This window comes from Arthrobacter sp. fls2-241-R2A-172, from assembly GCF_030208885.1.
GTDB lineage: Bacteria > Actinomycetota > Actinomycetes > Actinomycetales > Micrococcaceae > Arthrobacter.
In genome coordinates, this window is sequence record NZ_JARVTB010000013.1 from 1 (window position 1) to 20,979 (window position 20,979).

The following is a 20,979-nucleotide window of genomic DNA, read 5'->3' on the forward strand; positions in this document are numbered from 1 at the left end:
CGCCCGGATACCGCACCCGTTTGCGCCCCGTGCGCCGGAGGTTACTGGTGCGAACGGCGGGAGGGGTTGCCGCGGAGAGGGTGCGCGGGCATGCCGCGCCCTTTCCCGCCCCGTGCGCTGGGTACGCCCGGATACCGCGCCCGTTCGCGCCCGGTGCGCCCGGTGCGCCCGGATACCGCACCCGTTTGCGCCCCGTGCGCCGGAGGTTACTGGTGCGAACAGCGGGAAAGTGTGCGGGCTACATGTCGCACATCTCCGGGCTACAGCTGGAACCAGTAACGCCGGATCGCCTCGGTGACTCCCAACTCCGGGGCAAAACTCTCCGGTGGCCGGACGCTTTCAAGAACGCCGCCGCACGCCTCGATGGTGCGGGCCGACGCCACGTTCGGCTGCTTGCAGGTCACGAGCACTCGTTCCATGCCGAGGTCACGACCCTCCAGAAGGGCGCTTTTCAGTGCTAGTTTGGCGAGCCCCCGGCCCCGCGCACTGGGCCGGATGCCGTAGCCGATGTTGCCTCCCACCTCAACGAGGTAGTCATTGACCAACGAGTGCCTGAGGCTTGCAGCCCCCATGTAGGCATTGCCCGCGACAACCCAGATGGTGGTCTGGTTGGCCAAGCCTTCGGGAGGTTGGAAGCTCTCCTTGGGCAACTCGTGCAGCAGGCCAACCCATTCCGCGAAGTCGCTGCTGTCGCGGAGATCCAGGCCGTACCTCGCGGCCACAAAAGCCGCCGAGCCATCCTGATTAAGGGTCCCCCACTCGTTCCAGCTCTCCACCCAGGAAGCATGGAAGTTTGCGGACGGCCTCGTGAGCTTGGCGTCAATCATTGGGTGAGCGTACTACGGCCGCTTCAACGGGACCGGCACGCGTGGCCATTAATTCGACTTACTCAGTGTGCGGCCCATGATGGCCTGGGTCAGGGCGTCGATCACTTCAGCGTTGGCCAGCGGATTGCGGATCAGGGTGAAGTCGACGTCACCCACAGGGGGCAGGCCGAAGCGTTGCGTGATGACTTTCAGGTCTTCCGGTACCAGCGAAGCAGGCATCACGGCCACGCCAATACCTGCCCGGACCGCAGCCAGGACACCGCTGATCTGCTTGGTACTGCAGGTGATCCGCCAGGTGCGGCCCTCGGCTTCCAAGGCATCGATGGCGAGCTTTCGGCTGAGGCTGGGTGCCGGGTAGGCGATGAGTGGGACTGGCGCTCCAGGTTCCAGCACGGTCTGCTCGACGCCAACCCAGGCGAAGTTGTCATGCCGGACTACTGTGCCTTCCTTGGCACCGGCCACCCACTTTACGAATACAAGGTCAAGCTGCCCGGCGTTGAGTCGCTTGTAGAGCTGGTCGCTTTGGCTGACGGTGAGCTCGAGGTTGATCTGCGGGTACAACTGCCGGAACTCGCGCAGGATCCGCGGGAGGCCCGTGATAGCGAGGTCGTCGGCGGTGCCAAAGCGGAGTCGGCCGCGCATGGCCGAACCCGAAAAGTATCGTGCGGCGGAGTCGTGGGCGGCAAGGATACTTCGGGCAAAGCCGGCCATGGCGTCACCGTTGTCCGTCAGCCTGACTTCGCGGGTATCGCGGGCCACAAGCACCCGTTTCGCGGCAGCCTCGAGCTTACGGACGTGCTGGCTGACCGTCGGTTGCGCAAGTCCCAGACGCTCTGCGGCTTTGGTGAAACTCAGCGTCTCTGCGACGGCCAAAAAGGAACGGAGCTGGACAGGTTCGAACACGGAACTCCTAAAGCGCAGGTCAACGCCGGGCCGGAGTATTGCGCCGTTTCCCTCGTGCCGCAAGCAGCTCATTGCATTCCGCAATGCTAGTTATAGGCGCAATACGCTTCCATAATTGCTGCTGGCAACCATAGCGTTAAACGCATCCCACCGAAACTCTCCATCCGAGGACTACTTTTGGCACCCCCACCGCCTTCAGCGGCACACGTCAGCCAGCCCGTCATCGATTCTCTGTCCGCCCGTCCCTTGCCGGACACAAACCAGCCGGACACCGTCACCCAGCCACTCGCCGTCGTGAGTGAAAAGCTGCCCTGGCGGCATACCTTCATCTCCCTGAAGGTCCCCAACTTCAGGATTTTCGCGATCGGCCACTTCATCGCCGTGATCGCCATCTGGATGCAGCGCATCGCCCAGGACTGGATGGTGCTGGAACTTTCCGGTTCCGTTACCGCCGTCGGAATTACCGTGGCGCTGCAGTTCATGCCGTCGCTCTTCCTGGGACCGTGGGGCGGCATGATTGCCGACCGTTTCCCCAAACGGAAGATCCTCATTATCTGCCAGTCGGCAGCTGCGGTGCTGGCTGCCCTGTTGGCCGTGCTGTCACTGAGCCAGCGGGTTGAGGTCTGGCACGTGTATGCCATTGCCCTGGCGTTGGGCTTCGTGACGGTCCTCGACCAGCCGGCACGGCAGGTCTTCGTCAATGAACTCGTCGGGCCAAAATACCTGCGCAACGCCATCAGCGTGAACTCAACGACCTTCCAGCTCGGCGGCCTGATCGGGCCGGCCCTGGCCGGTGTGCTGCTCACTGCTGTCGGTGCGGGCTGGGCCTTCGCCGCCAACGCGGTTGCGTGCTGCTCCACCGTGACCATGCTGCTCATCCTGCGCAAGGACCAACTGCACCTCAGCCAGCCCACGCCACGCAAGAAGGGCATGCTGCGCGAAGGCCTGAACTATGCGCTCAGCAAGCCCACCATCTACTGGCCTTGGCTTATGGCGGGCTTCGTCGCAGTTTTCGCGATGAGCCTTCCGGTGCTGTTGGCGGCTTTTGCGGACCACGTGTACGACGCCGGCGCCGGAGGCTACGGCCTGCTGAACGCGATGGTTGCGCTCGGTGCACTGACCGGCGCGGTGGCGTCCACCCGACGTCGGCAGTTGCGGTTACGTTCGGTGGTCACGTCCGCCGGGTTGTACGGCCTGATGCTCTGCCTGTCCTCGATCATGCCGTCCATGGTGTGGTTCAGCGTCATCATGGTGCTCGCCGGATTCTGGTGCCTGATGTTCCTGACCGCCGCCAACCAGATGGTGCAGACCAGCTCCAACATGAGCATCCGCGGCCGCGTCATGAGCCTGTACCTCGTGGTGCTGATCGGTGGCCAGGCCATCGGCGGCCCCATGATGGGTTGGCTCGCCGAACACCTCGGTCCGCACCTGGCTATTTTGATAGCGGGCGGCGTGCCGGCCATCGCGGCCGCGGTAGTCGCCGTCGTACTGGCCAGGAAGTCGTCCTTGCACCTGAAGGTAGACCTGCGCGACCGGCGCCGGGTGCTGCGGATTGTGCAGGAGCCCCAGACGGCTTAACAGGGAAGGCAGCGCCGGTGGTGAACCGCCGGCGCTGCCTTCTGTTTGGTGCTACGACGTTGCGAGGTGCGGGTACTCCGCCGAGCGACCCTGGAACTCCAGGACGTCCAAGTTGCGGATGACGCCGTCGCGGATTTCGATGGCGCGGCTGATGGTCTCGTTGGCATCCCACGCGTCCGGTCCCGCCACCACAGTGTCCAAGAAGGGCAACAAAGCCTCGCTGATTTCCCAGCTGGCCGAGTTCCACAGGTACGACGGACTGTGATCCACCGCGTAGTAATTGACGTGTCCACCCACGCGGAACATGGGCTCGTCGAACGTCGTGGTCCGCGCCCAGCTGAAGCCCATGCCTTCGTCGCAGGAAACATCCACGATCAAGCTGTCCGGCTGGAATTCCGCCAGGTCCTCGGTCCGCAAGTATGTCAGCGGCGCGTTCGGGTCCTGCAGGGTGCAATTGACCACGATGTCGGCCGCCGCAAGGAAGGGCGCCAACGGCTTGCGACCGTTGTTGGTGATGACTTCGCTGAGGAACGGGGCCTTACTGTCATGGTCGAACTGCACGATTCGCACTGAATGGATCGGCGATCCCACGGCAGCGACACCCCGGTTGGTCAGGACCTGCACATCGTGGACGCCATGGGCGTTCAACGCGGTGACGGCACCGCGGGCAGTGGCCCCGAAACCGATGACCACCGCACTCAAGCGCCGGCCGTAGTCGCCCGTGGAACCCGTCAGGGCCAAGGCATGCAGCACGGAGCAGTACCCGGCGAGTTCGTTGTTCTTGTGAAAGACGTGAAGGCCAAAACCGCCGTCCCCTGCCCAATGGTTCATTGCCTCGAAGGCAATGAGCGTGAGCTTCTTATCTATCGCCAACTGGGTGATAGCCCGGTCCTGCACGCAGTGAGGCCATCCCCACAACGTTTGGCCGTCGCGGAGTTCGGCCAAATCCTGGGCCTGCGGCTTCGGGAGCAGGATGACGTCGCTGTTGGCGATCAACTCCTCGCGCGTCCCGAGCCCGCCCACCAAAGATTCAAGTTTGCTGTCCGGGACGCCGAACCGTTCGCCGTAGCCGTATTCGAACCGGAGCTGTTGACGCACTTCCGGAGCAATGCGCTCCAAATGCTGGGGATGGATGGGCAGGCGGCGCTCATTGGGCTTCAGCGAGGAAGCGAGGACGCCTATGCTCAGCTGGCCAGTTGGCGCGGTCACTTCTTGTTGCCGGTGGAAGGCTTCGCGGCCTCGGTGGCGGAGGACTCGGAAGCCCGCTTGTCCGCCCGCTTTTCCTTAATGGACTTGCTGGATTTCTTCGATGCGGTTTGGCGCGGTGATTTGTCGCCCATGATGGCTCCCTTAGAGCGGAGTCGACATGACTCCTGACTCCTGACGATACACCTCTAAGGGAGGCGCTGTGGCCGGTGTCACTGGGGATCTGCGCGCAGGGGAGAGGTGAGCCTCGGGCAGGCGGCCCGCGGGGCGGTGAGCCTCGGGCAGGCAGCCGGAGATCAGGCCTGGGACAGAAGAAACCCCGGATCGCTGGATCCGGGGTTTTCCTTGAGCGGGCGACGGGAATCGAACCCGCGTATCGAGCTTGGGAAGCTAGCGCTCTACCATTGAGCTACGCCCGCGTTGCCCGGGAAATTTCGCCCCGAGCGAGTCCTAGCTTAGCGCAGTTGCGGAGGTGCTCATGACAGGCGCGTCGGCCGACTACTTGAACAGTTTCAAGTTGCTCCACCCCGAGCCCACCTGACCGTATGTGGTCCACTGCCCGCGGCCCAGGCCATAGTTATAGAGGTTGCCGTCGGCGGTCTGCGCTGTAATGCCGCGCGTGCCGGCACCGGTCAGACCGAAGCTCGGAGCCAATACACGCATGTACTGCCAGCCCGTGCCCACTGTTGTGGCCGGTCCGTAGAAGCCTGCCCAACCATCACCGCGGTAGTTGATAAGGGAACCGGATGGGGTCCGGGCCAGAATGTCGTTGGCGCCGTCGCCTTCCCAGTCGGCAATGGTAAGTTCCATGCCGTTCCAGCCGGTGCCGATGGTGCGGGGGTTACTTAGTGCGCCACCAAAAGTGTTGGGGTAGTAGCGGAGCACACCGTCCGGGAAGTATCCGACGACGCCCGGCCGGCCGTCCGCGTGGGTCCACTTGCCCACGGTGATGGTCATCCGATCCCAGCCGCCGTCGCCCACGATCACCTGGCCGGCAAAGCCCCCGCCGGGAAGGCCGCGGAAAACGCCCAGAGTGCCGTTGTTCCACTGGGCCAGGAGGTCATAGACGCCATCGATATCCCAGTCCACAACGAAGGCCTGCTTCAGGCCCGTCCACCCGGAACCGATCTGGACCGCGCCCATGTAGCCGCCAGCCGCCGTCGCAGGGTATCGCAGCAGACGGCCGGAAGCGTCTGCTGCCACCAGGTCTGCTCCGGATTTGATGCTGGCTGCTACCGCGGTGTTGCCGGCAAAATACTGCTCCAAGGTGGGGAAACCGCGGCGGTTCATGTCGGTAGCCAAGGCGACGCCGACGTAGCGTAAGTGCCACGGCTCGTAGCTGTAGCCCGTGGTTCCGGTGTAACCGTTGGGATACCGGACAATGAAGCCATACTTGTGGGCATTGGCCGCTACCCATTTCCCCGCGGCGGTATCGCCAAAGCATGTGCTGAGGCCGCAGGAACCCGCCGCATTGCCGATGTCCATGGCCAGACCGGTCTGGTGCTCGCTGTAGCCGGGGCGGGCAGAAATGGTATCCGCGTACGCCTGGCCGTAAATGCTGACGTAGTACGCGTAGACCTGTTGCTGCTGGGCATAAGAACGGTAACCGCTCACGATCGACAAGCCGCCGGTCCCGGCATCAGCCGCGCCTTGGAACAAGCCGTTAAGCCACGCTGCTGCTTCAGCCCGCATGTACTGGCCCGAGCCGCGGGCGTTGACAAGGTCCGACGGCGCGTAGCTGGCAGGGTTCAATGGCCGGGATTTGTTGACCAACACCGAGTAGTTGGTGGGGTCGCTTATGGGGTCCACGCTGGGAAGAGGATTTACTGTGGCAGGGACGGCAGCCGCCGTGGCAGGAACTGCCGAAACAGCGCCGCCAGCCACTGCAATGGCCAGGAAAACCGCACAAGCGGCCACCCGCCGTCGGAATTTACCTTTGAGACCTTGGCGATCCTGACCCTGCATGACGTCCCCCCATTTTTTCGTTTTTCCAACCGGAGGCACTCTACCGTGTGCCCGGGCAGGTGTCAGCGGTGACTTTATTGGTACGTCAGATAACCATTCGGTCAAGGCTCGCTTCCAGGGGACCCAAGCGAAGTTCTGCTGGCTACGCTGAAGGTGTTAGCTGCTGTGTAGGGGGAACCGGGCTACGTAACCGAACCGTACGCCGAAAGAGGTTTCCATGGCATTCGCCGACCATGAAGTGGTGATTCACCGGGACGCCATGACCATTTATGCCTTCCTGATGGACGGAATGAACAACTCACTGTGGCGTTCAGGGATCCGTAGCATTTCCCTCCGATCCGGCAGCCGTGGTCAAAAAGGCGCCCTGTACCAGCAGACCATCAACGGTCCCGGTGGTCGGCCCATAGCCGCCGACTTTCAGATCACCGAAGCACGGCCCGGGGCCGAAGTGCGGTTTGCCGTGGTTGCCGGACCCGCTCGGCCCACCGGCGGTTACTACCTCAGCACCGAAGGCCAGAGCACACGCCTGCGGTTCGCCCTGGAGTACCACCCCAAGGGGCTGCAGAAGCTGATGAACCCCATGATTCAGAAAAGCATGGAGCAGGAAGTGGCACAGTTGGAGCAGTTGAAGAGCGTGATGGAATCGCGGTCCGTGGCCTGAGCCCTACTGGGCCAGCCTGAAGCCGGCCCAGCCGCCGCCTACTGTCACAGGCGTGGTGAGCTTGCCTGAGGTGAGGTCCCAATACTCCAGGACACCGTTGGTGCCCAACCCGGCAACGCCTGTGGTGCCTGGTCCATTGACTCCTTGCAGGGCACGCAATGCAGAGTAGTCAGTCCACGCCGCGCCTACCACCGGCCTGGCTTCTTGTTTGGGGGTGCCCAGGCCGCTGCCGCGGTAGAGGCGCAGGTATCCGTTGGGCTCAACGGTCAACAGGTCCTGCAAGCCGTCCGCGTTGTAATCCACCATGCTGAGCCGGACGGCCTTGTTTCCTGTGCCGATCGCCGCCTGTGAACGGATGAACGTCAGGCCTGCGTTCTTGTATAACCACAAGCCACCGGAGGCATCCATGGCGACGATTTGCGGCAGGCGGTTGTTGGCACACCAGTTACCAATGGCAAGATTCAGGGACTGCCATCCCTGGCCAAGGACGCCCGGGGAACCGAAGCCGCCGCTGGCCCTTCCCGGATAGACCAGTAGTGCACCGTCAGTCCTTTGGGCAATGAGATCGAAAACGCCGTCGCGGTCCCAGTCAGAAACGAACAGCTCCTTGAGCCCCGTAAAGCCGACGCCGATCTTCTTGACGGCGCCATACTTGGCATTCCCCCGCGACGGATACGAATACACCGTTCCGTCGGGCCCCACGGACACGAGGTCGGCAGCGCTGCTGATGGATGCCGCGCTGAGGTTGACCGTAGGCGGTTGGTATTTGTTGTCCGGTTCGCACACAGCCACTGGATCGGTGGGAGGGGTGACCGTTCCCCCGGGCCGTGTGGTGGTCCCCGCCGGGAGGGTGGTGTAGCCAAAGAAGTTCACCACGCCCCAAATTGTGTAACGGTTCGGCGTGGTCTGCCAGTTGCCGTCCGTGTACGTGATGCCAATGCCCATCACGTTGAACCGCGGATCGCGGAGAAGGGCATCGTGGCCCGGTGACTGCTTCCACCACTCCACGAGCTGCGCGGCGTCACGATCCCAGCGGACTGCGATGACTTCACCCGCGCCGTTGTTCGGGTTGAGCGCCCGGGGGTCGGTCCAGAAATTGGGACGGTGCTGGATCACTTCGCGGGTCGCGATGTTGTTGGACCACTCCTGGGCCAGGCTTGCCACTGTTGCGTGGTACTTCACCGGTGCCAAGCCGAGGGACGCGCGGTAGCTGTTGATCGCGTTGAACACCGTCAGGATCGCGGCCGCATTGCTGTCAGGAAGGAGCGCCAATGATCCATTGTCGGGACCGGTTGCCTCGCTGGGTGCTTTGCCGGGGAAGGGGGTTGTGGTTGTCGTGGGTGATGTCGGTTTCGAGGCGGTCGCCGACGGCGCGGGGCTTGGCGTCTGGGTAGGGGCCGACGGCGCGGGGCTTGGCGTCTGGGTAGGGGCCGACGGCGTTGTGCTCGGCGTCTGCTGTGGAACTGGTCCAATGGCGGGAGCCCTTGGCGCGGGATCGGGTGTCACCGCGGATGCGGTGTCACGTGGTGCGGGCTCAGCATCCGCTGAGGGAGGACCAGTGATCCCGGTATCCGGGACACTGGGGTTGTCCGGTCCCCACGACGGTCCGATGTTCGGTACCGGCGGCGGCGTCTCGAACATTGGATCTATCGCGACCGGCCCGTCGCCGGTAGCCGGTTCCGGAGCCGGGATGCTGACGGGGTCCTGGGCGCTGCCGGCTACTGGAGCCGCTTCGGAAGGGCCAGGGTCAGCGAGCGGTGCCGGGTCCGCCGTCGTGCTCGCTTCCGGGGCGTTCAGTCCCGACGGGACACTTGCTGAAGAAGCCGTGCCGTCAGGGACCGTCTGCGTGGCCGGAAGGAGCTGGCTGGAAGCAGCCACGCACAGGGCCAGCGCTCCGGCCAGCACAATAGCGGCGGGCGCTGCCAGTTTTTTCACAATTACCCCGCGAATGCTCGATGCCCCCAGGTACGGGCGCGGTTCTACATGTCCGGGAACTATAATCCCATGGGGCGGCCCGGACAATGCATCGGGTATTTGGTGCATGGGGTATTTTTGATGCTGTGCTGATCTCTGACCGCGATATTCGTGCCGAAATAGACTCCCAACGGATTGTTCTTGAACCGTACGACCCCGCGATGGTCCAGCCGTCTTCCGTGGACGTCCGGATTGACCGGTTCTTCCGGCTGTTCGACAACCACAAGTACGCCCACATTGACCCCGCCGAAGAACAGCCGGAACTGACGCGGCTGGTAGAGGTCGAAGGCGACGAACCTTTCATCCTTCACCCCGGCGAATTCGTGCTGGGTTCCACCTACGAAACGGTCAGCCTCGCGGACGACATCGCCGCGCGCCTCGAAGGAAAGTCGTCCCTGGGGCGCCTCGGGCTGCTGACGCACTCCACCGCCGGCTTCATCGACCCCGGGTTTTCCGGGCACGTGACATTGGAACTGTCGAACGTTGCCACCCTCCCCATCAAGCTGTGGCCGGGCATGAAGATCGGCCAACTCTGCTTCTTCCGCCTCACGTCGTCGGCCGAGCACCCCTACGGCTCCGGCGAATACGGCAACCGCTACCAGGGCCAGCGTGGCCCTACCGCCAGCCGCAGCCACCAGAACTTCCACCGGACGTCTATTTAGTTCTTCTTGGTTCTTGGCGTCGAGGGGTTAGCTCTCGCGTCTTTCGTTGGCGCTGAGGGGTTAGGTTTCGGCACTTTGGGTGATGCTCTCTCCTGAGATCTCACCCCTCGCTGAGGTCCCAAGACCCCACTATTCCTCCACACTGTGGGTAACCCCATAGGTGCTCCTCGAACGTGCCAACAATGGCTGATGAGGATTACTCCGCCGCTTCCGGCTGAACTTCAAGGACGTTCATTCACGCTCGCCGAACAACGTGCTTCCGGCCTCCCGGATCACCGGGCGTGGAACGATGATCTCCTCGTTGCCAGCAGAGGAGTTCGCGTTCCGTGGGGCCAGGCGCAGGATCCCGCGCATATAGCACGGCTCCTTACGGCTCTAAGTGAGGGCGCAGTGTGCTGCCGTGAAACCGCCGCGACACTGTGGGGTTGCCCGTTACCGTGGGATTCCCAGCACGACCTCCTGGTGCATTTGACCAGGCTTGACGGCAGTTTTCGACACCAGCGCAAGGGGGTTCGAGGCCACCGGATGGTTCTATCGCGTGGGGATGTTTGCCAAGTGGACGGCATTCCTGTCACCAGTCCTGCCAGGACATGGCTCGATCTCGCCGCGGTGCTTCCCTTCGAGGACCTCGTTGCGGCCGCGGATCATTTCATCTGTCGGCAGACGCGAAGCTTTGGGCATAACAGGGTGCCGTTCTGTTCTGTCGAGGATTTGAAAGCCCAAATTGATCGGCATCGCGGCGCACGAGGCATTCGGAAAGCACGTGCGGCGCTGGAATTGGCACGCGTCGGAGCCGATTCCGCCCCAGAGACAAGGCTGCGACTCGCCATTGGCCGCGCGTTCCTGCCCGAACCGGTGCTGAGCTACGTCGTTCGCGACCCCTTTGGCCGGGAAGTGGTGTGGCCCCATCTCACCTTTCCGGAGTTCAAAGTCGCAATAAATTACGACGGCGGTCATCACCTCAGCGCCGCGCAGAAGGAATCCGACCGCAGACGAGAGGCTTTGCTCGCAGAAAACGGCTGGATCTCCGTGGTGATTACGGTCGAGCAAGTTAGCGAGCATGGGTACGACGGCGTTGCCCGGCTCGTCCGGGATGCCCTCACCGTGGTGGATGGTCCCCGAGGGGTTAGCTTTCGACTCTTTCGCGGGCTTCATTCAGCCGAGACGTCGCCCCTCGGCGGGAGGGTGAGTTCGAGACGTCGCCCCTCGGCGGGAGGGGAAGGGCGGGGTGGCTTAGGCGGGGGCGCGTTCGGGGCGGCGGGGTGGGGCTCCGGGGGTTTTGCGGAACACCTTGACCACGGGTTCGACGAACCGTGCCGCCAGCGGACCGAGGATGGCCATGATGAGGACGTAGGCCGTGGCGAGAGCGGCGACCTGGCCTGGGACTGCCCCGGACGTGACGGCGAGGCCTGCGATGACGATAGAGAACTCGCCGCGTGCGATCAGCGCTGCCCCTGCGCGGAAACGACCAGGCACCGCGATGCCGGCACGTTTCGCAGCCCAGAATCCCGTGAGCATCTTGGTGAGGGTGGTCAGCACGGCCAGGATAAGGGCCCACCCGAGCACAGGTGGGATGGACGTGGGGTCTGTGTTGAGCCCGAATGCCACGAAGAAGATAGCCGCGAAAAGGTCCCGCAAGGGTTCCAGGATCCGGACGGCGTTGTGGGCGGTCGCCCCCGAGATCGCGATGCCCAACATGAAGGCGCCCACAGCAGCCGATACCTGCAATGCCGAGGCTATGCCCGCGACCAAGAGGGCGAGACCCAGCACGTTGAGAAGGAACACCTCGGAGTTTTCGCTGTGGATTGCTTGGGACACACGGTGGCCGTGCTTGAGGGCGATCACGAGCACCACCGTGACCACTGCCAGGGCGATGCCCACGGTCTGCAGTCCGCCCAGGAAGCCGACACCGGCAAGGATCGCGGTGAGGATGGGGAGGTAGATGGCCATGGCGAGGTCTTCGAACACCAGGATGGACAGCACCACCGGCGTCTCGCGGTTACCGATGCGGCCTAGGTCGGTGATGACTTTCGCTGCAATGCCAGACGAGGAGATGTATGTGACGCCACCCATGACAATGGCGCCAACCAGGCCCCACCCCAGGAGGACAGCTATGCCGGCTCCAGGAATGAAGTTCAGGATGAAGTCCAGGACGCCGGCCTGCCAGGAGCGCCTCAGCCCGGTAACGAGCTCTGATGCCGTGTATTCCAGTCCGAGCATCAGCAGGAGCAGTATGACGCCGATTTCGCCGGAGAGGTGCGAGAACTCGTGCATGCCGTCCAGCTTGACGAACCCGCCGGCACCGAAGGCCAAGCCGCCCACAAGGTAGAGCGGAATGGGCGACATACCAATCCGACCCGCTAACCGAGCCAGGAGACCGAGGCAGAAGACGACGGCCCCCAGTTCAACGAGGGCTAGGGCCAGCGGATCCATCCGGGTTAGCCGTTACGCAGGATGTCGGCTGCTGAGTCAAGACCTTCCTGCGTGCCGACTGCTACAAGTAGGTCACCGGTGTGGAGTACGACGTCGGGCGCGGGCGAGGGGACGACCTCGCCTTCCCGCATGATTGCGACGATGGAAACGCCACTGCGGGTACGAACCTGGGCTTTGCCCATGGGCTGGTTGACGAAGGGCGAATCCGGGGTGATGGAGAATTGCCGGGTGACGATGCCCGGGACCTCGCGGTGGGCTTCGGCCAGGCGCATGGCGATGTGCTGGCCGCCGAGGAGGTTGCCCAGGGCGGCTGCTTCATCGGCTGTCAGGGGTATGGTCGCCTGGCACGTGTCGGGGTCGTCCCACGTGGAGACGAAGAGTTGGGTTTCACCTTCCCGCAGTTCCACCACGCCGATACGCCGGCCGGAGGCCGTGACGAAATCCTTGCGGACACCAAGGCCCGGGAGTTCAGTCTCATCCACATTCATAGCTACACCCTAACTCTGGGAACCGGTCTGGTGTGGGGGTGGCCCTCCGCCGGTCCTATGTAGTTAACGCTCTGGCACCACAGCTATTTCCACTTTCGCGGGCGGCTTTACGGGCAGGATCACCAACAGACCGGCGAGGAGAACCACCATGATCCCAAGGATGCCCCAACGTTGGGCCTGGCCCTCCGCAACAAGGGGAGAGGCAATGGCGATGCAGAGCGTAAAGAGCGTAGGAGCCAGGAAGCTCACGGCACGTCCCGTGGTGGCGTAGAGGCCGAACAGTTCACCTGATTCGCCGGCTGGTGCAAGCCTGGCCAAATACGCGCGTGAGGATGACTGGGCAGGTCCGACGAACAAGCAAAGCATCAGCCCGAAGACCCAGAACGTGGCGGACCCCGGCCAGTCATTGCCGAAGAACACGTAGTCCCCGTTGCCCAAGACCAGGATGAGCGTACCTGCCACGAGGAGGCCCACCAAAGACAGGACGATGACAGCCTTGGGGCCGATCTTGTCATCAAGGAAGCCGCCAATGATGGCACCCACAGCGGCGACAACATTGCCGAAGATGGCAAAGAAGATCACTTCCTTGAGCTCGAAACCGAAGGTGCCCGCGGCAATGACGCCGCCGAAGGTGAACACTGCGGCCAGGCCGTCGCGGAAGATGGCACTGGAGAGCAGGAAATAGATGGTGTGGGGGCTGGTCCGGTAGATGGCCCCGATACGCCGGATGAGCAACCTATATGAGGCGAAGAAGCCCAACGATGCGGTTGCTTTTTTTACGGGCACTTCGGGTACAGCGAACATGACCGGCAGCGCGAAGATGAAAAACCAGAGCGCCGAGAAGATCGCGACGAGCCGGATGTTGAGGGAGTCCTGGGTTGACGCACCGAACCATTCAAACGACGGCTGGACAAAGAGTTGGAGCACCAGCAGGAGCGCCACGATTCCGCCGAGGTATCCCATGCCCCATCCGAAGCCACTGACCTTGCCGATATTCCGCGGCGTCGAGATCTGGGCCAGCATGGCGTTGTAGTTGACGCCTGCGAACTCGAAGAAGATGTTGGCCAGTGCAATGAGGCACACGCCCAGCAAGAGAAACTCCGGGCGGGGGAAGACGAAGAAGCATAGCGCCGTGAGGACCGCAGTGGCGGCAGTGTTGACCCCGAGCCACAGCTTGCGCCGACCTCCCGCATCCGACCGCTGGCCTGTGACCGGAGCGAGCAGGGCAATGGCGAGGCCCGCGATGGCCAAAGCGGCTCCCAGGGCCGCCGACGCTGCGTCTTCTCCGCCGAAAGCATTCGATGTCAGGTAGACGGTGAAAACAAAGGTGGTCATCACGGCATTGAAGGCTGCCGAACCCCAATCCCAGGAGGCCCAAGCAAGGATTTGCCCCTTCTTTGACGCGACGGGACCGGAAGCGAGCTCGGACGATGGGTGGGTTTCGGGAACTGCAGCCGCGTTCATAGCTTGAATGCTATCGGGAGCACGCGAACAGCGCTGGCATGACAGACCATATGTGGATATGACTGTCCGTGCCCCTTGATAAACTGGATAAACCGAACCCAACGTATGACCGCTTGCTCCAACTTTTGACAATTCGTTCCTTACTTTGCGGAGAAAACAGTGATCACAGTTCTCGCCATCACCTTTGTAGCGGCAACTGTGGCGCCCTTGATCTTCCGCAAAATGGGCAGGAACGCGTTCTACGCCCTGGCTGCCGTTCCCGCGGCCGGGTTCGTGTGGCTGCTCTTCCAGTATGAATCCGCATATTCCGCCGGCGGCATAGAAGAGATCCTCCCGTGGATACCCACCCTGAAGCTTGAGCTCGCGTTCCGCATGGACCCGCTGGCGTGGGTGATGTCCTTGCTGATCCTCGGTGTGGGTTCATTGGTGCTGGTCTATTGCGCCCGGTACTTCAAGGACAAAGATCCCGATCTCGGTGGATTCGGCGCCCAACTCCTCGCCTTTGCGGGAGCCATGTTCGGTTTGGTTACCTCCGATGACCTCCTGATGCTCTTCATCTTCTGGGAGCTCACCACCATCCTGTCCTACCTTTTGATCGGCTACGCCCGGACCCGCCTGGCCGCCCGCCGATCGGCGCTTCAAGCCCTGATGGTCACCACAGCCGGTGGCCTTGCCATGCTGGTGGGCCTCATCATCCTGGGCCAGGCCGCGGGAACGTACCGCATTTCAACCATCCTGGACCAAGCCGGGTCCCTCATGGCCGGGCCCATGCAGGGGGCGGTTGCTGCCGCCGTCGTGCTTGTCCTGACCGGTGCGGTGACCAAATCGGCGCTGGTTCCCTTCCACTTCTGGCTGCCCGGCGCCATGGCTGCCCCTACTCCCGTGAGCGCCTACCTGCACGCGGCCGCCATGGTGAAGGCGGGCATCTACATTGTGGCCCGTTTGGCCCCTGGGTTTGCCGAATCACAGTTCTGGCTGCCCGTGGTCCTGGGGCTTGGCCTGGCCACCATGCTTGTTGGCGGTTACCGGGCGCTCAGGCAGACCGACATCAAGCTCATCCTCGCCTATGGCACGGTCAGCCAACTCGGCTTCCTGACTATGGTGGTGGGGCTCGGGCGTCCCGATGCTGCGCTGGCGGGGCTCGGGCTTCTGCTGGCTCACGGCCTGTTCAAAGCGACGCTCTTCTTGGTGGTTGGCATCATCGACCACCAATCCGGCACACGCGATATCCGTAAGCTTTCCGGTGTATTCCGGTCTTCACGGGCATTGGGTGTTGTGGCCGCAATCGCCGCAGCGTCCATGGCCGGCGTCCCGCCTTTGGCAGGTTTCGTGGCCAAGGAGTCGGTCTTTGAGGCGTTCGTCCACTACGGAACGGGCCATGACGCGCCGGCGTGGGGTATCTGGATACTGGTTGGCCTGGTGGTGGGATCGATCCTCACCTTCGCCTACAGCGCCCGCTTCATGTGGGGAGCCTTCGCCACGAAGCCCGGTGTGGAGCCCACACCTTTCAAGCCCATCAAACCCGCGTTCCTTGCAGCTCCCGCCATCTTGAGCCTGCTCACGATCGCCTACGGCCTGTGGCCCGTGCCGGTGGATACGTGGATCCAGCCTTACGCGGCATTGTTCGCAGGCCGTCCGGACGCGGTCGACGCCGGACACTTGGCTTTGTGGCACGGCGTCACCCCGGCTTTGGGTCTGACAGCGATAACGTTCGCGGCCGGCGCCGCGATGTTCTACGGCCGCAATCTCGTTTCCCGCGCCCAAGGCCTGGTCCCGGACTGGGTGGACGGCGACCGCGCCTACCAGAACACCATTGGCGCCTTGGACGATATTGCTGTGTGGGTCACGGGCCGCACCCAGCGTGGTTCGCTGTACTTCTACCTGGCTGTCATCCTGACGGTCGCGTTCGCGGTCCCGGCCACGGCGCTGATCATGGCCAATAAGCCCTTGCCGGAGGGCATCTACTTCATCGACCCCAATTCCCCGCTGCAAATAGTGGCCGGTGCAGGCATCGTGGTGGGAGCTCTTGCGGCCGTTCGCGCCAACAAGCGCTTCCTTGCCGTGCTCATGGTGTCCGTGACGGGCTACGGAATCGCCCTGATGTTCGCGCTGCAGGGCGCCCCGGACCTCGCCCTGACGCAGATGCTGGTGGAAACCATTGTGCTGGTGGCCTTCGTGCTGGCCATGCGCAGCCTCCCCGCGGAGCTGCGGGACAGGACCGGCGGCAGGCTCAGGGTGATCCGTGTGATCATCGGTGCAGCGTTCGGCATCACCATGATCTTCGTCGCGATCTACGCCATGGGCGCCCGCGTGGCAACGCCTGTTTCCCTGGAGTTCCCGCGCTTGGCCTACGAAGGCGGTGGGGGTCTGAACGTGGTCAACGTGACCCTCGTGGACATCCGTGCCTGGGACACCTTTGGTGAGATCTCCGTGTTGGCTATTGCCGCCACGGGTGTCGCCAGCCTGATCTTCGTCCGCAGCCGTGGCGACCGGATCAAGACCTCCGAAGCGGTGCCCGAAGGCAGCGTGGGGCGCCGCACCGGCGTCGAACGTGGTTCCCGGGCCGATGCCACGCTGGCCGTGGCGAAAAAGTTCACCGGCGTGACCCGCGATGCCTGGCTCGTGGCCGGCCGCACCTTGGCACCGGAGCGCCGTTCGATCATCTTCGAAGTGGTGACCCGGCTGATCTTCCACTCGATGATCGTGTTCTCCCTTTACCTTCTCCTGGCTGGGCATAACCTGCCCGGTGGCGGCTTCGCGGGCGGCCTCACCGCAGGACTCGCCCTGACCATCCGTTACCTGGCTGGTGGGCGGTTCGAGTTGAGCGAGGCGGCGACAGTCAGCGCCGGAACCCTCTTGGGGACGGGTCTTGCGACGGCGGCGGCCTCCGGCGTGGTTCCGCTTTTCCTGGGCGGGCAGGTTTTCCAAAGCGCGATTATCGAGTTCTGGCTGCCGGTGTTCGGCAACATCAAGTTCGTCACCTCCACAATTTTCGATATTGGCGTGTACATCGTGGTGGTGGGCTTGGCCCTTGACGTCCTCCGTAGTCTCGGTGCCGAGATCGACGAACATTTTGAAGGCCAAAATTCGCTGGCAGAGGAAGACGCAGCTGGACTGGCCGAAGAAGCAGCCGAGTCAGCCGCATCCGGGAAGGGTACCGCATGAGTATCAACCTGACCCTGCTGATCGTCATGGGCGTGCTTTACGCCTGCGGCATCTACCTGATCCTTGAACGGAGCCTGACCCGTGTGCTGTTGGGATTGATGTTGCTGGCCAATGCCACCAACATCCTGATCCTGAGCACCGGAGGCTACGCCGGGCTGGCACCGCTGTTCAGCAAGGAGACGAACCCCGATGCTTACAGTGATCCCTTGCCGCAGGCACTGATCCTGACATCTATCGTGATCTCGTTCGCGGTGACCGCCTTCATGTTGGGCATCATCTACCGGACGTGGGTCCTGGCCCGCCAGGACGAGATCCAGGACGACCTTGAGGACGTCCGCGTGGCCAAGACTCCGAGCTTCGACGCCGAAGACGACGCCATTGTTCCCTTGGAAACCTCGGAGTTCGCCGTAACGCCCATCACGACGACGGACCGGAGCCATCCGGAAGCCACGGAAAAGCCGCACACCAGCACCACCCAGGAAGGAGGCAGCGCGTGAATCTCGCGAGCCTGTCGCCGCTAGCAGTCCTCCTGCCGATCCTGGGTGCAGCACTCGCATTCCTGTTGATCCGGCACCACTCAGCCCAGCGGGCGGTGAGCATCGGCATCCTGAGCGCCACCCTCTTGCTCGAGTGCCTGCTCCTGGTATCCGTGTGGAACGGCGGCACCACGTCCGTAACCCTGGGCGGTTGGCTGCCTCCGTGGGGCGTCGTCCTTGTAGTGGACCAGTTCTCCTCGCTGATGCTGGTGGTGTCCACCGTGGTGAGCCTCGCGGTGTTGATCTACGCCACCGGCCAGGGCATGGCTGATGGCGACCAGGAAGCGCCGGTCTCGATCTTCCACCCCACCTACCTGATCCTGGTGGCAGGCGTGTCCAACGCGTTCCTCACCGGCGACCTCTTCAACCTTTACGTTGGCTTCGAGATCCTGCTCACGGCAAGCTACGTCCTGATGACCTTGGGCGGGACGGGGCCACGTATCCGGGCCGGCGTCACGTACGTGGTTGTCTCAGTGGTGTCGTCCGTGTTGTTCCTGGTGGCCATCGCCATGATTTACGGTGCCACTGGAACCATCACCATGGCCGACCTTGCGGTAAAGCTCGCCGAATTGGACCAAGGTACCCAGAACCTCCTGCACGTCATGTTGCTGGTGGCGTTCGGCATCAAGGCCGCAGTATTCCCGCTGTCCTTCTGGCTTCCCGACTCCTACCCAACAGCGCCGGCCCCCGTCACCGCGGTGTTCGCAGGTTTGCTCACCAAGGTGGGCGTTTACGCCATGGTCCGCACCGAGACGTTGCTGTTCCCGGGAGATACCCTCAACGTCCCCTTGATGGTGGTGGCGTTGCTGACCATGGTGGTGGGTATCTTGGGCGCTTTGGCCCAAAGCGACATAAAGCGTCTCCTGTCCTTCACGTTGGTGAGCCACATCGGGTACATGGTGTTCGGCCTCGCCATGAGTTCCGTCGCAGGCCTGGGCGCCGCGGTCTTCTACGTGGCGCACCACATCACCGTGCAGACCAGTCTGTTCCTGGTGACGGGCCTTATCGAGCGCCGGGGTGGCAGTTCGTCGATTGACCGCCTGGGTGGCCTGGCCAAACTCTCGCCACTGCTGGCCCTCTTGTTCTTCGTTCCAGCCATGAATTTGGCGGGCATACCGCCCTTCTCCGGCTTCCTTGGCAAGTTGGGCCTCCTGCAGGCAGGCGTGGAACTGGGCACACCGCTGGCCATCACCTTGGTGGTCGGCGGCGTGGTCACCAGCCTGCTGACCTTGTTGGCAATCGCCAGGGTCTGGAACAGGGCTTTCTGGCGCAAGCCCGAGGACGCTGAATACCCGGATCCTGTGCTGTTGGCCAGTGGGAACGTCGGGGTGCTCCCGCGCACCATGGTGGGTTCGACGGCGGGACTGGTGGTTTTCGGGGTGGCGTTGACGGTGTTTGCCGGGCCGCTCTTCCACCTCGCAGACGGTTCGGCCGAGATCATGCTGGACCGCTCGGCGTACATCCATTCGGTCCTGGGTGATTCGGTGGAGATTCCGGCGTTGCCGCAGAGGGCTGGTGCCAAATGAGCCGTAAACCGAACTCCTTCCGTACTGAACTGCCGCTGCTCATCTGGCTGGTCATCGTCTGGGGTGCCCTGTGGCGGGATTTCAGCCCTGGCAACCTGCTGTTCGGTGCTCTGATCGCGGTCCTGGTGGCAAAGTTCTTCTACTTGCCTCCCGTTGAGCTCAGCGGCAGGTTCAACGTACTGCGCGCCATTCCGTTCGCGCTGATCTTCCTCGCCAAAGTGGTGGCAGCGAGCTTCCTCGTGCTGTACCTTGCTGTGGTCAAAGGGCCAAAGGTGCGCAGCGCCGTCGTCGCCGTTCCGTTGCGTAGCCATTCCGACCTCATGGTGACGGCAACAGGGCACGTCATCTCCCTGATTCCGGGCTCGTTGGTGGTGGAAGTGGACCGATCGACGTCCACGCTGTACCTGCACGCGCTCAACATTTACCAAGAGGCTGACATCGAAAAGATCCGTCAGGAAGTCCAGAACATTGAAGCCGGCTTGATCCGCATCATGGGCACCCGCGAGGAAGTCCAGGCGTTGGGAGCCGAGATCAGTCCAGGCGTGAAAGGGGCAGCCCTGTGAAGGAAATCGTCCTCATGGTTACGGCCGTGATTCTTAGCCTGGCCGCTGCCGGCGCCATTGTGCGGATCGCGATCGGTCCTTCGCTGCTGGACCGGGTCTTGGCATCCGACGTTTTGCTGGCCATTCTCGGCGCAGCCTTGGCGATCGACATGGCGGTGAACCGGCACCTGAATAACCTGATGCTGCTGGTAGCGCTGGCCGTGATCGGCTTTATTGGCTCGGTGACAGTAGCCCGGTTCGTGGCTGAGCGGAGGGAACAGAGCAATGAGTCCTGATGCCACCGGCGTGGATGCCGTCATCGACGGTGTGACCGCTGTGTTCCTGGTGGTGGGAGCGCTGATGTCCCTCGGTGCCGCGGTGGGTTTGCTGCGTTTCCCTGACCTGATGAGCCGCATGCACGCTGCTACCAAACCGCAGGTCCTGGGCTTGTTCCTCATGCTGGCGGCCATCGGCCTGCAGATGCGGACCTGGTGGGTTTGGCCCGTGCTGTTGGTGGCATGGATTTTCCAGCTGCTGACCGCGCCCGTGTCGGCACACATGGTGGGTCGGGCCGCGTACCGCACCAAGCACGGCCACCGGGAGATGCTGACCAAGGACGAACTTGAGGCCGTCGTTCAGAGGGCGGCTGCGGGGCAAGTCGACCCGTAGGGTTAAAGCCAACGCGGGGTCACTTCCGGCCCATCCCAGGGGGATTTATGGGCCGGAAGTGACCCCGCGTTGCTTCAAACGGTGATGCGCTAGACGATGTCCTGGGACTTCGCGAAGCGGGCGATGGCACGCTGGGTGCCCCTGCTGGCCAGCACCTGGATGAGTGTGCTCACGAACGCCGAGATCAGGGCGAAGGTGAGGGCGGAGCGAAGGCTCGTTTCCATGTCATCGTTGCCTGTGGGCGGCTTGTTGCCTGTGGCCTTTTCCCACCCTTTGTTGACGAGTTTTGTTCCGACGAAGCCTGCCCCGAGGCTTACTCCGGCGCCGATCAGCTTGAAGAAGAGGTTCATGCCCCCAGCCTAGCCGCAACGCGTGGACCG

Annotated in this window: 21 protein-coding genes, 1 tRNA gene and 1 pseudogene; 10 read left to right on the forward strand and 13 right to left on the reverse strand. The window is 63.1% G+C overall.

Going from position 1 to position 20,979, the window contains the following annotated elements; translation table 11 throughout:
• Positions 1 to 260: 260 nt before the first annotated feature.
• Positions 261 to 827: a GNAT family N-acetyltransferase gene (locus QRM57_RS17270; protein ID WP_284987477.1), complete on the reverse strand. Its 567-nt coding sequence runs from the start codon at positions 825 to 827 to the stop codon at positions 261 to 263.
• Between the two features lie 48 nt (positions 828 to 875).
• A complete protein-coding gene (locus QRM57_RS17275) occupies positions 876 to 1,730 on the reverse strand; it encodes a LysR substrate-binding domain-containing protein (protein WP_024818365.1) in 855 nt (284 codons plus the stop codon).
• A gap of 177 nt (positions 1,731 to 1,907) precedes the next feature.
• Between QRM57_RS17275 and QRM57_RS17280 the strand changes: the two genes are divergently transcribed.
• Positions 1,908 to 3,308, forward strand: a complete 1,401-nt coding sequence (locus QRM57_RS17280; RefSeq protein WP_235517884.1) for an MFS transporter — start codon at positions 1,908 to 1,910, stop codon at positions 3,306 to 3,308.
• Positions 3,309 to 3,359: 51 nt separating this feature from the next.
• On the opposite strand, the gene QRM57_RS17285 is transcribed toward QRM57_RS17280, so the two are convergent.
• The 4 genes from QRM57_RS17285 to QRM57_RS17300 all read right to left on the reverse strand — a co-directional run bounded on the left by QRM57_RS17285 (position 3,360) and on the right by QRM57_RS17300 (position 6,479).
• A complete protein-coding gene (locus QRM57_RS17285) occupies positions 3,360 to 4,517 on the reverse strand; it encodes a N(5)-(carboxyethyl)ornithine synthase (RefSeq protein WP_235517883.1) in 1,158 nt (385 codons plus the stop codon).
• Positions 4,514 to 4,648 carry a hypothetical protein gene (locus tag QRM57_RS17290; RefSeq protein WP_011776304.1) on the reverse strand — a complete coding sequence of 45 codons (135 nt, stop codon included), beginning with the start codon at positions 4,646 to 4,648 and terminating at the stop codon, positions 4,514 to 4,516. The genes QRM57_RS17285 and QRM57_RS17290 overlap by 4 nt, the downstream gene beginning before the upstream one ends.
• A gap of 214 nt (positions 4,649 to 4,862) precedes the next feature.
• Positions 4,863 to 4,933, reverse strand: a tRNA-Gly gene (locus QRM57_RS17295).
• A gap of 79 nt (positions 4,934 to 5,012) precedes the next feature.
• Positions 5,013 to 6,479 (reverse strand): M15 family metallopeptidase, encoded by a 1,467-nt coding sequence (locus tag QRM57_RS17300; protein WP_284987479.1) that lies wholly within the window; start codon positions 6,477 to 6,479, stop codon positions 5,013 to 5,015.
• A gap of 217 nt (positions 6,480 to 6,696) precedes the next feature.
• Between QRM57_RS17300 and QRM57_RS17305 the strand changes: the two genes are divergently transcribed.
• Complete coding sequence (locus tag QRM57_RS17305; protein WP_284987481.1) at positions 6,697 to 7,140, forward strand: SRPBCC family protein; 444 nt, start codon at positions 6,697 to 6,699, stop codon at positions 7,138 to 7,140.
• Between the two features lie 3 nt (positions 7,141 to 7,143).
• Here the strand turns inward: QRM57_RS17305 and QRM57_RS17310 are convergent, their stop codons facing one another.
• Positions 7,144 to 9,075, reverse strand: a complete 1,932-nt coding sequence (locus tag QRM57_RS17310) for a CAP domain-containing protein (protein WP_284987482.1) — start codon at positions 9,073 to 9,075, stop codon at positions 7,144 to 7,146.
• 125 nt (positions 9,076 to 9,200) lie between these two features.
• On the opposite strand from QRM57_RS17310, the gene dcd reads away from it, so the two are divergent.
• Positions 9,201 to 9,776, forward strand: coding sequence for a dCTP deaminase (dcd, locus tag QRM57_RS17315; RefSeq protein WP_011776299.1), 576 nt, complete (start codon positions 9,201 to 9,203; stop codon positions 9,774 to 9,776).
• Between the two features lie 231 nt (positions 9,777 to 10,007).
• On the opposite strand, the gene QRM57_RS17320 is transcribed toward dcd, so the two are convergent.
• Positions 10,008 to 10,130 (reverse strand): hypothetical protein, encoded by a 123-nt coding sequence (locus QRM57_RS17320; protein WP_284987483.1) that lies wholly within the window; start codon positions 10,128 to 10,130, stop codon positions 10,008 to 10,010.
• A gap of 36 nt (positions 10,131 to 10,166) precedes the next feature.
• Between QRM57_RS17320 and QRM57_RS21075 the strand changes: the two are divergent.
• Positions 10,167 to 10,334: pseudogene (locus QRM57_RS21075) on the forward strand (hypothetical protein); the annotation flags it as partial.
• On the opposite strand, the gene QRM57_RS17325 reads toward QRM57_RS21075, so the two are convergent.
• The 4 genes from QRM57_RS17325 to QRM57_RS17340 all read right to left on the reverse strand — a co-directional run bounded on the left by QRM57_RS17325 (position 10,308) and on the right by QRM57_RS17340 (position 14,161).
• The gene (locus QRM57_RS17325; protein WP_284987484.1) at positions 10,308 to 10,931 is read right to left on the reverse strand and encodes a hypothetical protein; all 624 of its coding nucleotides are present in this window, start codon (positions 10,929 to 10,931) and stop codon (positions 10,308 to 10,310) included. The pseudogene QRM57_RS21075 and the gene QRM57_RS17325 overlap by 27 nt on opposite strands.
• A gap of 78 nt (positions 10,932 to 11,009) precedes the next feature.
• On the reverse strand, positions 11,010 to 12,209 hold the full coding sequence (locus tag QRM57_RS17330; protein ID WP_284987485.1) for a cation:proton antiporter: 1,200 nt from the start codon (positions 12,207 to 12,209) through the stop codon (positions 11,010 to 11,012).
• Positions 12,210 to 12,214: 5 nt separating this feature from the next.
• Positions 12,215 to 12,697 carry a cation:proton antiporter regulatory subunit gene (locus QRM57_RS17335; RefSeq protein ID WP_211713611.1) on the reverse strand — a complete coding sequence of 161 codons (483 nt, stop codon included), beginning with the start codon at positions 12,695 to 12,697 and terminating at the stop codon, positions 12,215 to 12,217.
• A 63-nt stretch (positions 12,698 to 12,760) separates the two neighbouring features.
• Positions 12,761 to 14,161 (reverse strand): MFS transporter, encoded by a 1,401-nt coding sequence (locus QRM57_RS17340; RefSeq protein ID WP_284987486.1) that lies wholly within the window; start codon positions 14,159 to 14,161, stop codon positions 12,761 to 12,763.
• Between the two features lie 159 nt (positions 14,162 to 14,320).
• On the opposite strand from QRM57_RS17340, the gene QRM57_RS17345 reads away from it, so the two are divergent.
• From QRM57_RS17345 to mnhG, 6 genes are read left to right on the forward strand one after another with little or no spacing between them, the layout of a single operon-like run.
• On the forward strand, positions 14,321 to 17,326 hold the full coding sequence (locus QRM57_RS17345; protein ID WP_284987487.1) for a Na+/H+ antiporter subunit A: 3,006 nt from the start codon (positions 14,321 to 14,323) through the stop codon (positions 17,324 to 17,326).
• Positions 17,323 to 17,823 (forward strand): Na(+)/H(+) antiporter subunit C, encoded by a 501-nt coding sequence (locus QRM57_RS17350; protein WP_257369358.1) that lies wholly within the window; start codon positions 17,323 to 17,325, stop codon positions 17,821 to 17,823. Before QRM57_RS17345 ends, QRM57_RS17350 begins: the two co-directional genes overlap by 4 nt.
• A complete protein-coding gene (locus QRM57_RS17355) occupies positions 17,820 to 19,388 on the forward strand; it encodes a Na+/H+ antiporter subunit D (RefSeq protein ID WP_284987488.1) in 1,569 nt (522 codons plus the stop codon). The genes QRM57_RS17350 and QRM57_RS17355 overlap by 4 nt, the downstream gene beginning before the upstream one ends.
• The gene (locus tag QRM57_RS17360; RefSeq protein ID WP_257369360.1) at positions 19,385 to 19,951 is read left to right on the forward strand and encodes a Na+/H+ antiporter subunit E; all 567 of its coding nucleotides are present in this window, start codon (positions 19,385 to 19,387) and stop codon (positions 19,949 to 19,951) included. Before QRM57_RS17355 ends, QRM57_RS17360 begins: the two co-directional genes overlap by 4 nt.
• Complete coding sequence (locus QRM57_RS17365; RefSeq protein WP_284987489.1) at positions 19,948 to 20,226, forward strand: MrpF/PhaF family protein; 279 nt, start codon at positions 19,948 to 19,950, stop codon at positions 20,224 to 20,226. The genes QRM57_RS17360 and QRM57_RS17365 overlap by 4 nt, the downstream gene beginning before the upstream one ends.
• Complete coding sequence (gene mnhG, locus QRM57_RS17370) at positions 20,216 to 20,599, forward strand: monovalent cation/H(+) antiporter subunit G (RefSeq protein WP_284987490.1); 384 nt, start codon at positions 20,216 to 20,218, stop codon at positions 20,597 to 20,599. Before QRM57_RS17365 ends, mnhG begins: the two co-directional genes overlap by 11 nt.
• An 89-nt stretch (positions 20,600 to 20,688) precedes the next feature.
• On the opposite strand, the gene QRM57_RS17375 is transcribed toward mnhG, so the two are convergent.
• Positions 20,689 to 20,949: a DUF4235 domain-containing protein gene (locus tag QRM57_RS17375; RefSeq protein ID WP_257369362.1), complete on the reverse strand. Its 261-nt coding sequence runs from the start codon at positions 20,947 to 20,949 to the stop codon at positions 20,689 to 20,691.
• Between the last annotated feature and the right edge of the window lie 30 nt (positions 20,950 to 20,979).

Coding starts and splice junctions, on each gene's coding strand:
- QRM57_RS17320 (WP_284987483.1), bottom strand. CDS start 10,130: ATGCGCGGGATCCTGCGCCTGGCCCCACGGAACGCGAACTCCTCTGCT.
- mnhG (WP_284987490.1), top strand. CDS start 20,216: ATGAGTCCTGATGCCACCGGCGTGGATGCCGTCATCGACGGTGTGACC.
- QRM57_RS17305 (WP_284987481.1), top strand. CDS start 6,697: ATGGCATTCGCCGACCATGAAGTGGTGATTCACCGGGACGCCATGACC.
- QRM57_RS17340 (WP_284987486.1), bottom strand. CDS start 14,161: ATGAACGCGGCTGCAGTTCCCGAAACCCACCCATCGTCCGAGCTCGCT.
- QRM57_RS17290 (WP_011776304.1), bottom strand. CDS start 4,648: ATGGGCGACAAATCACCGCGCCAAACCGCATCGAAGAAATCCAGCAAG.
- QRM57_RS17270 (WP_284987477.1), bottom strand. CDS start 827: ATGATTGACGCCAAGCTCACGAGGCCGTCCGCAAACTTCCATGCTTCC.
- QRM57_RS17300 (WP_284987479.1), bottom strand. CDS start 6,479: ATGCAGGGTCAGGATCGCCAAGGTCTCAAAGGTAAATTCCGACGGCGG.
- QRM57_RS17335 (WP_211713611.1), bottom strand. CDS start 12,697: ATGAATGTGGATGAGACTGAACTCCCGGGCCTTGGTGTCCGCAAGGAT.
- QRM57_RS17350 (WP_257369358.1), top strand. CDS start 17,323: ATGAGTATCAACCTGACCCTGCTGATCGTCATGGGCGTGCTTTACGCC.
- QRM57_RS17375 (WP_257369362.1), bottom strand. CDS start 20,949: ATGAACCTCTTCTTCAAGCTGATCGGCGCCGGAGTAAGCCTCGGGGCA.
- QRM57_RS17330 (WP_284987485.1), bottom strand. CDS start 12,209: ATGGATCCGCTGGCCCTAGCCCTCGTTGAACTGGGGGCCGTCGTCTTC.
- QRM57_RS17360 (WP_257369360.1), top strand. CDS start 19,385: ATGAGCCGTAAACCGAACTCCTTCCGTACTGAACTGCCGCTGCTCATC.
- QRM57_RS17325 (WP_284987484.1), bottom strand. CDS start 10,931: ATGAAGCCCGCGAAAGAGTCGAAAGCTAACCCCTCGGGGACCATCCAC.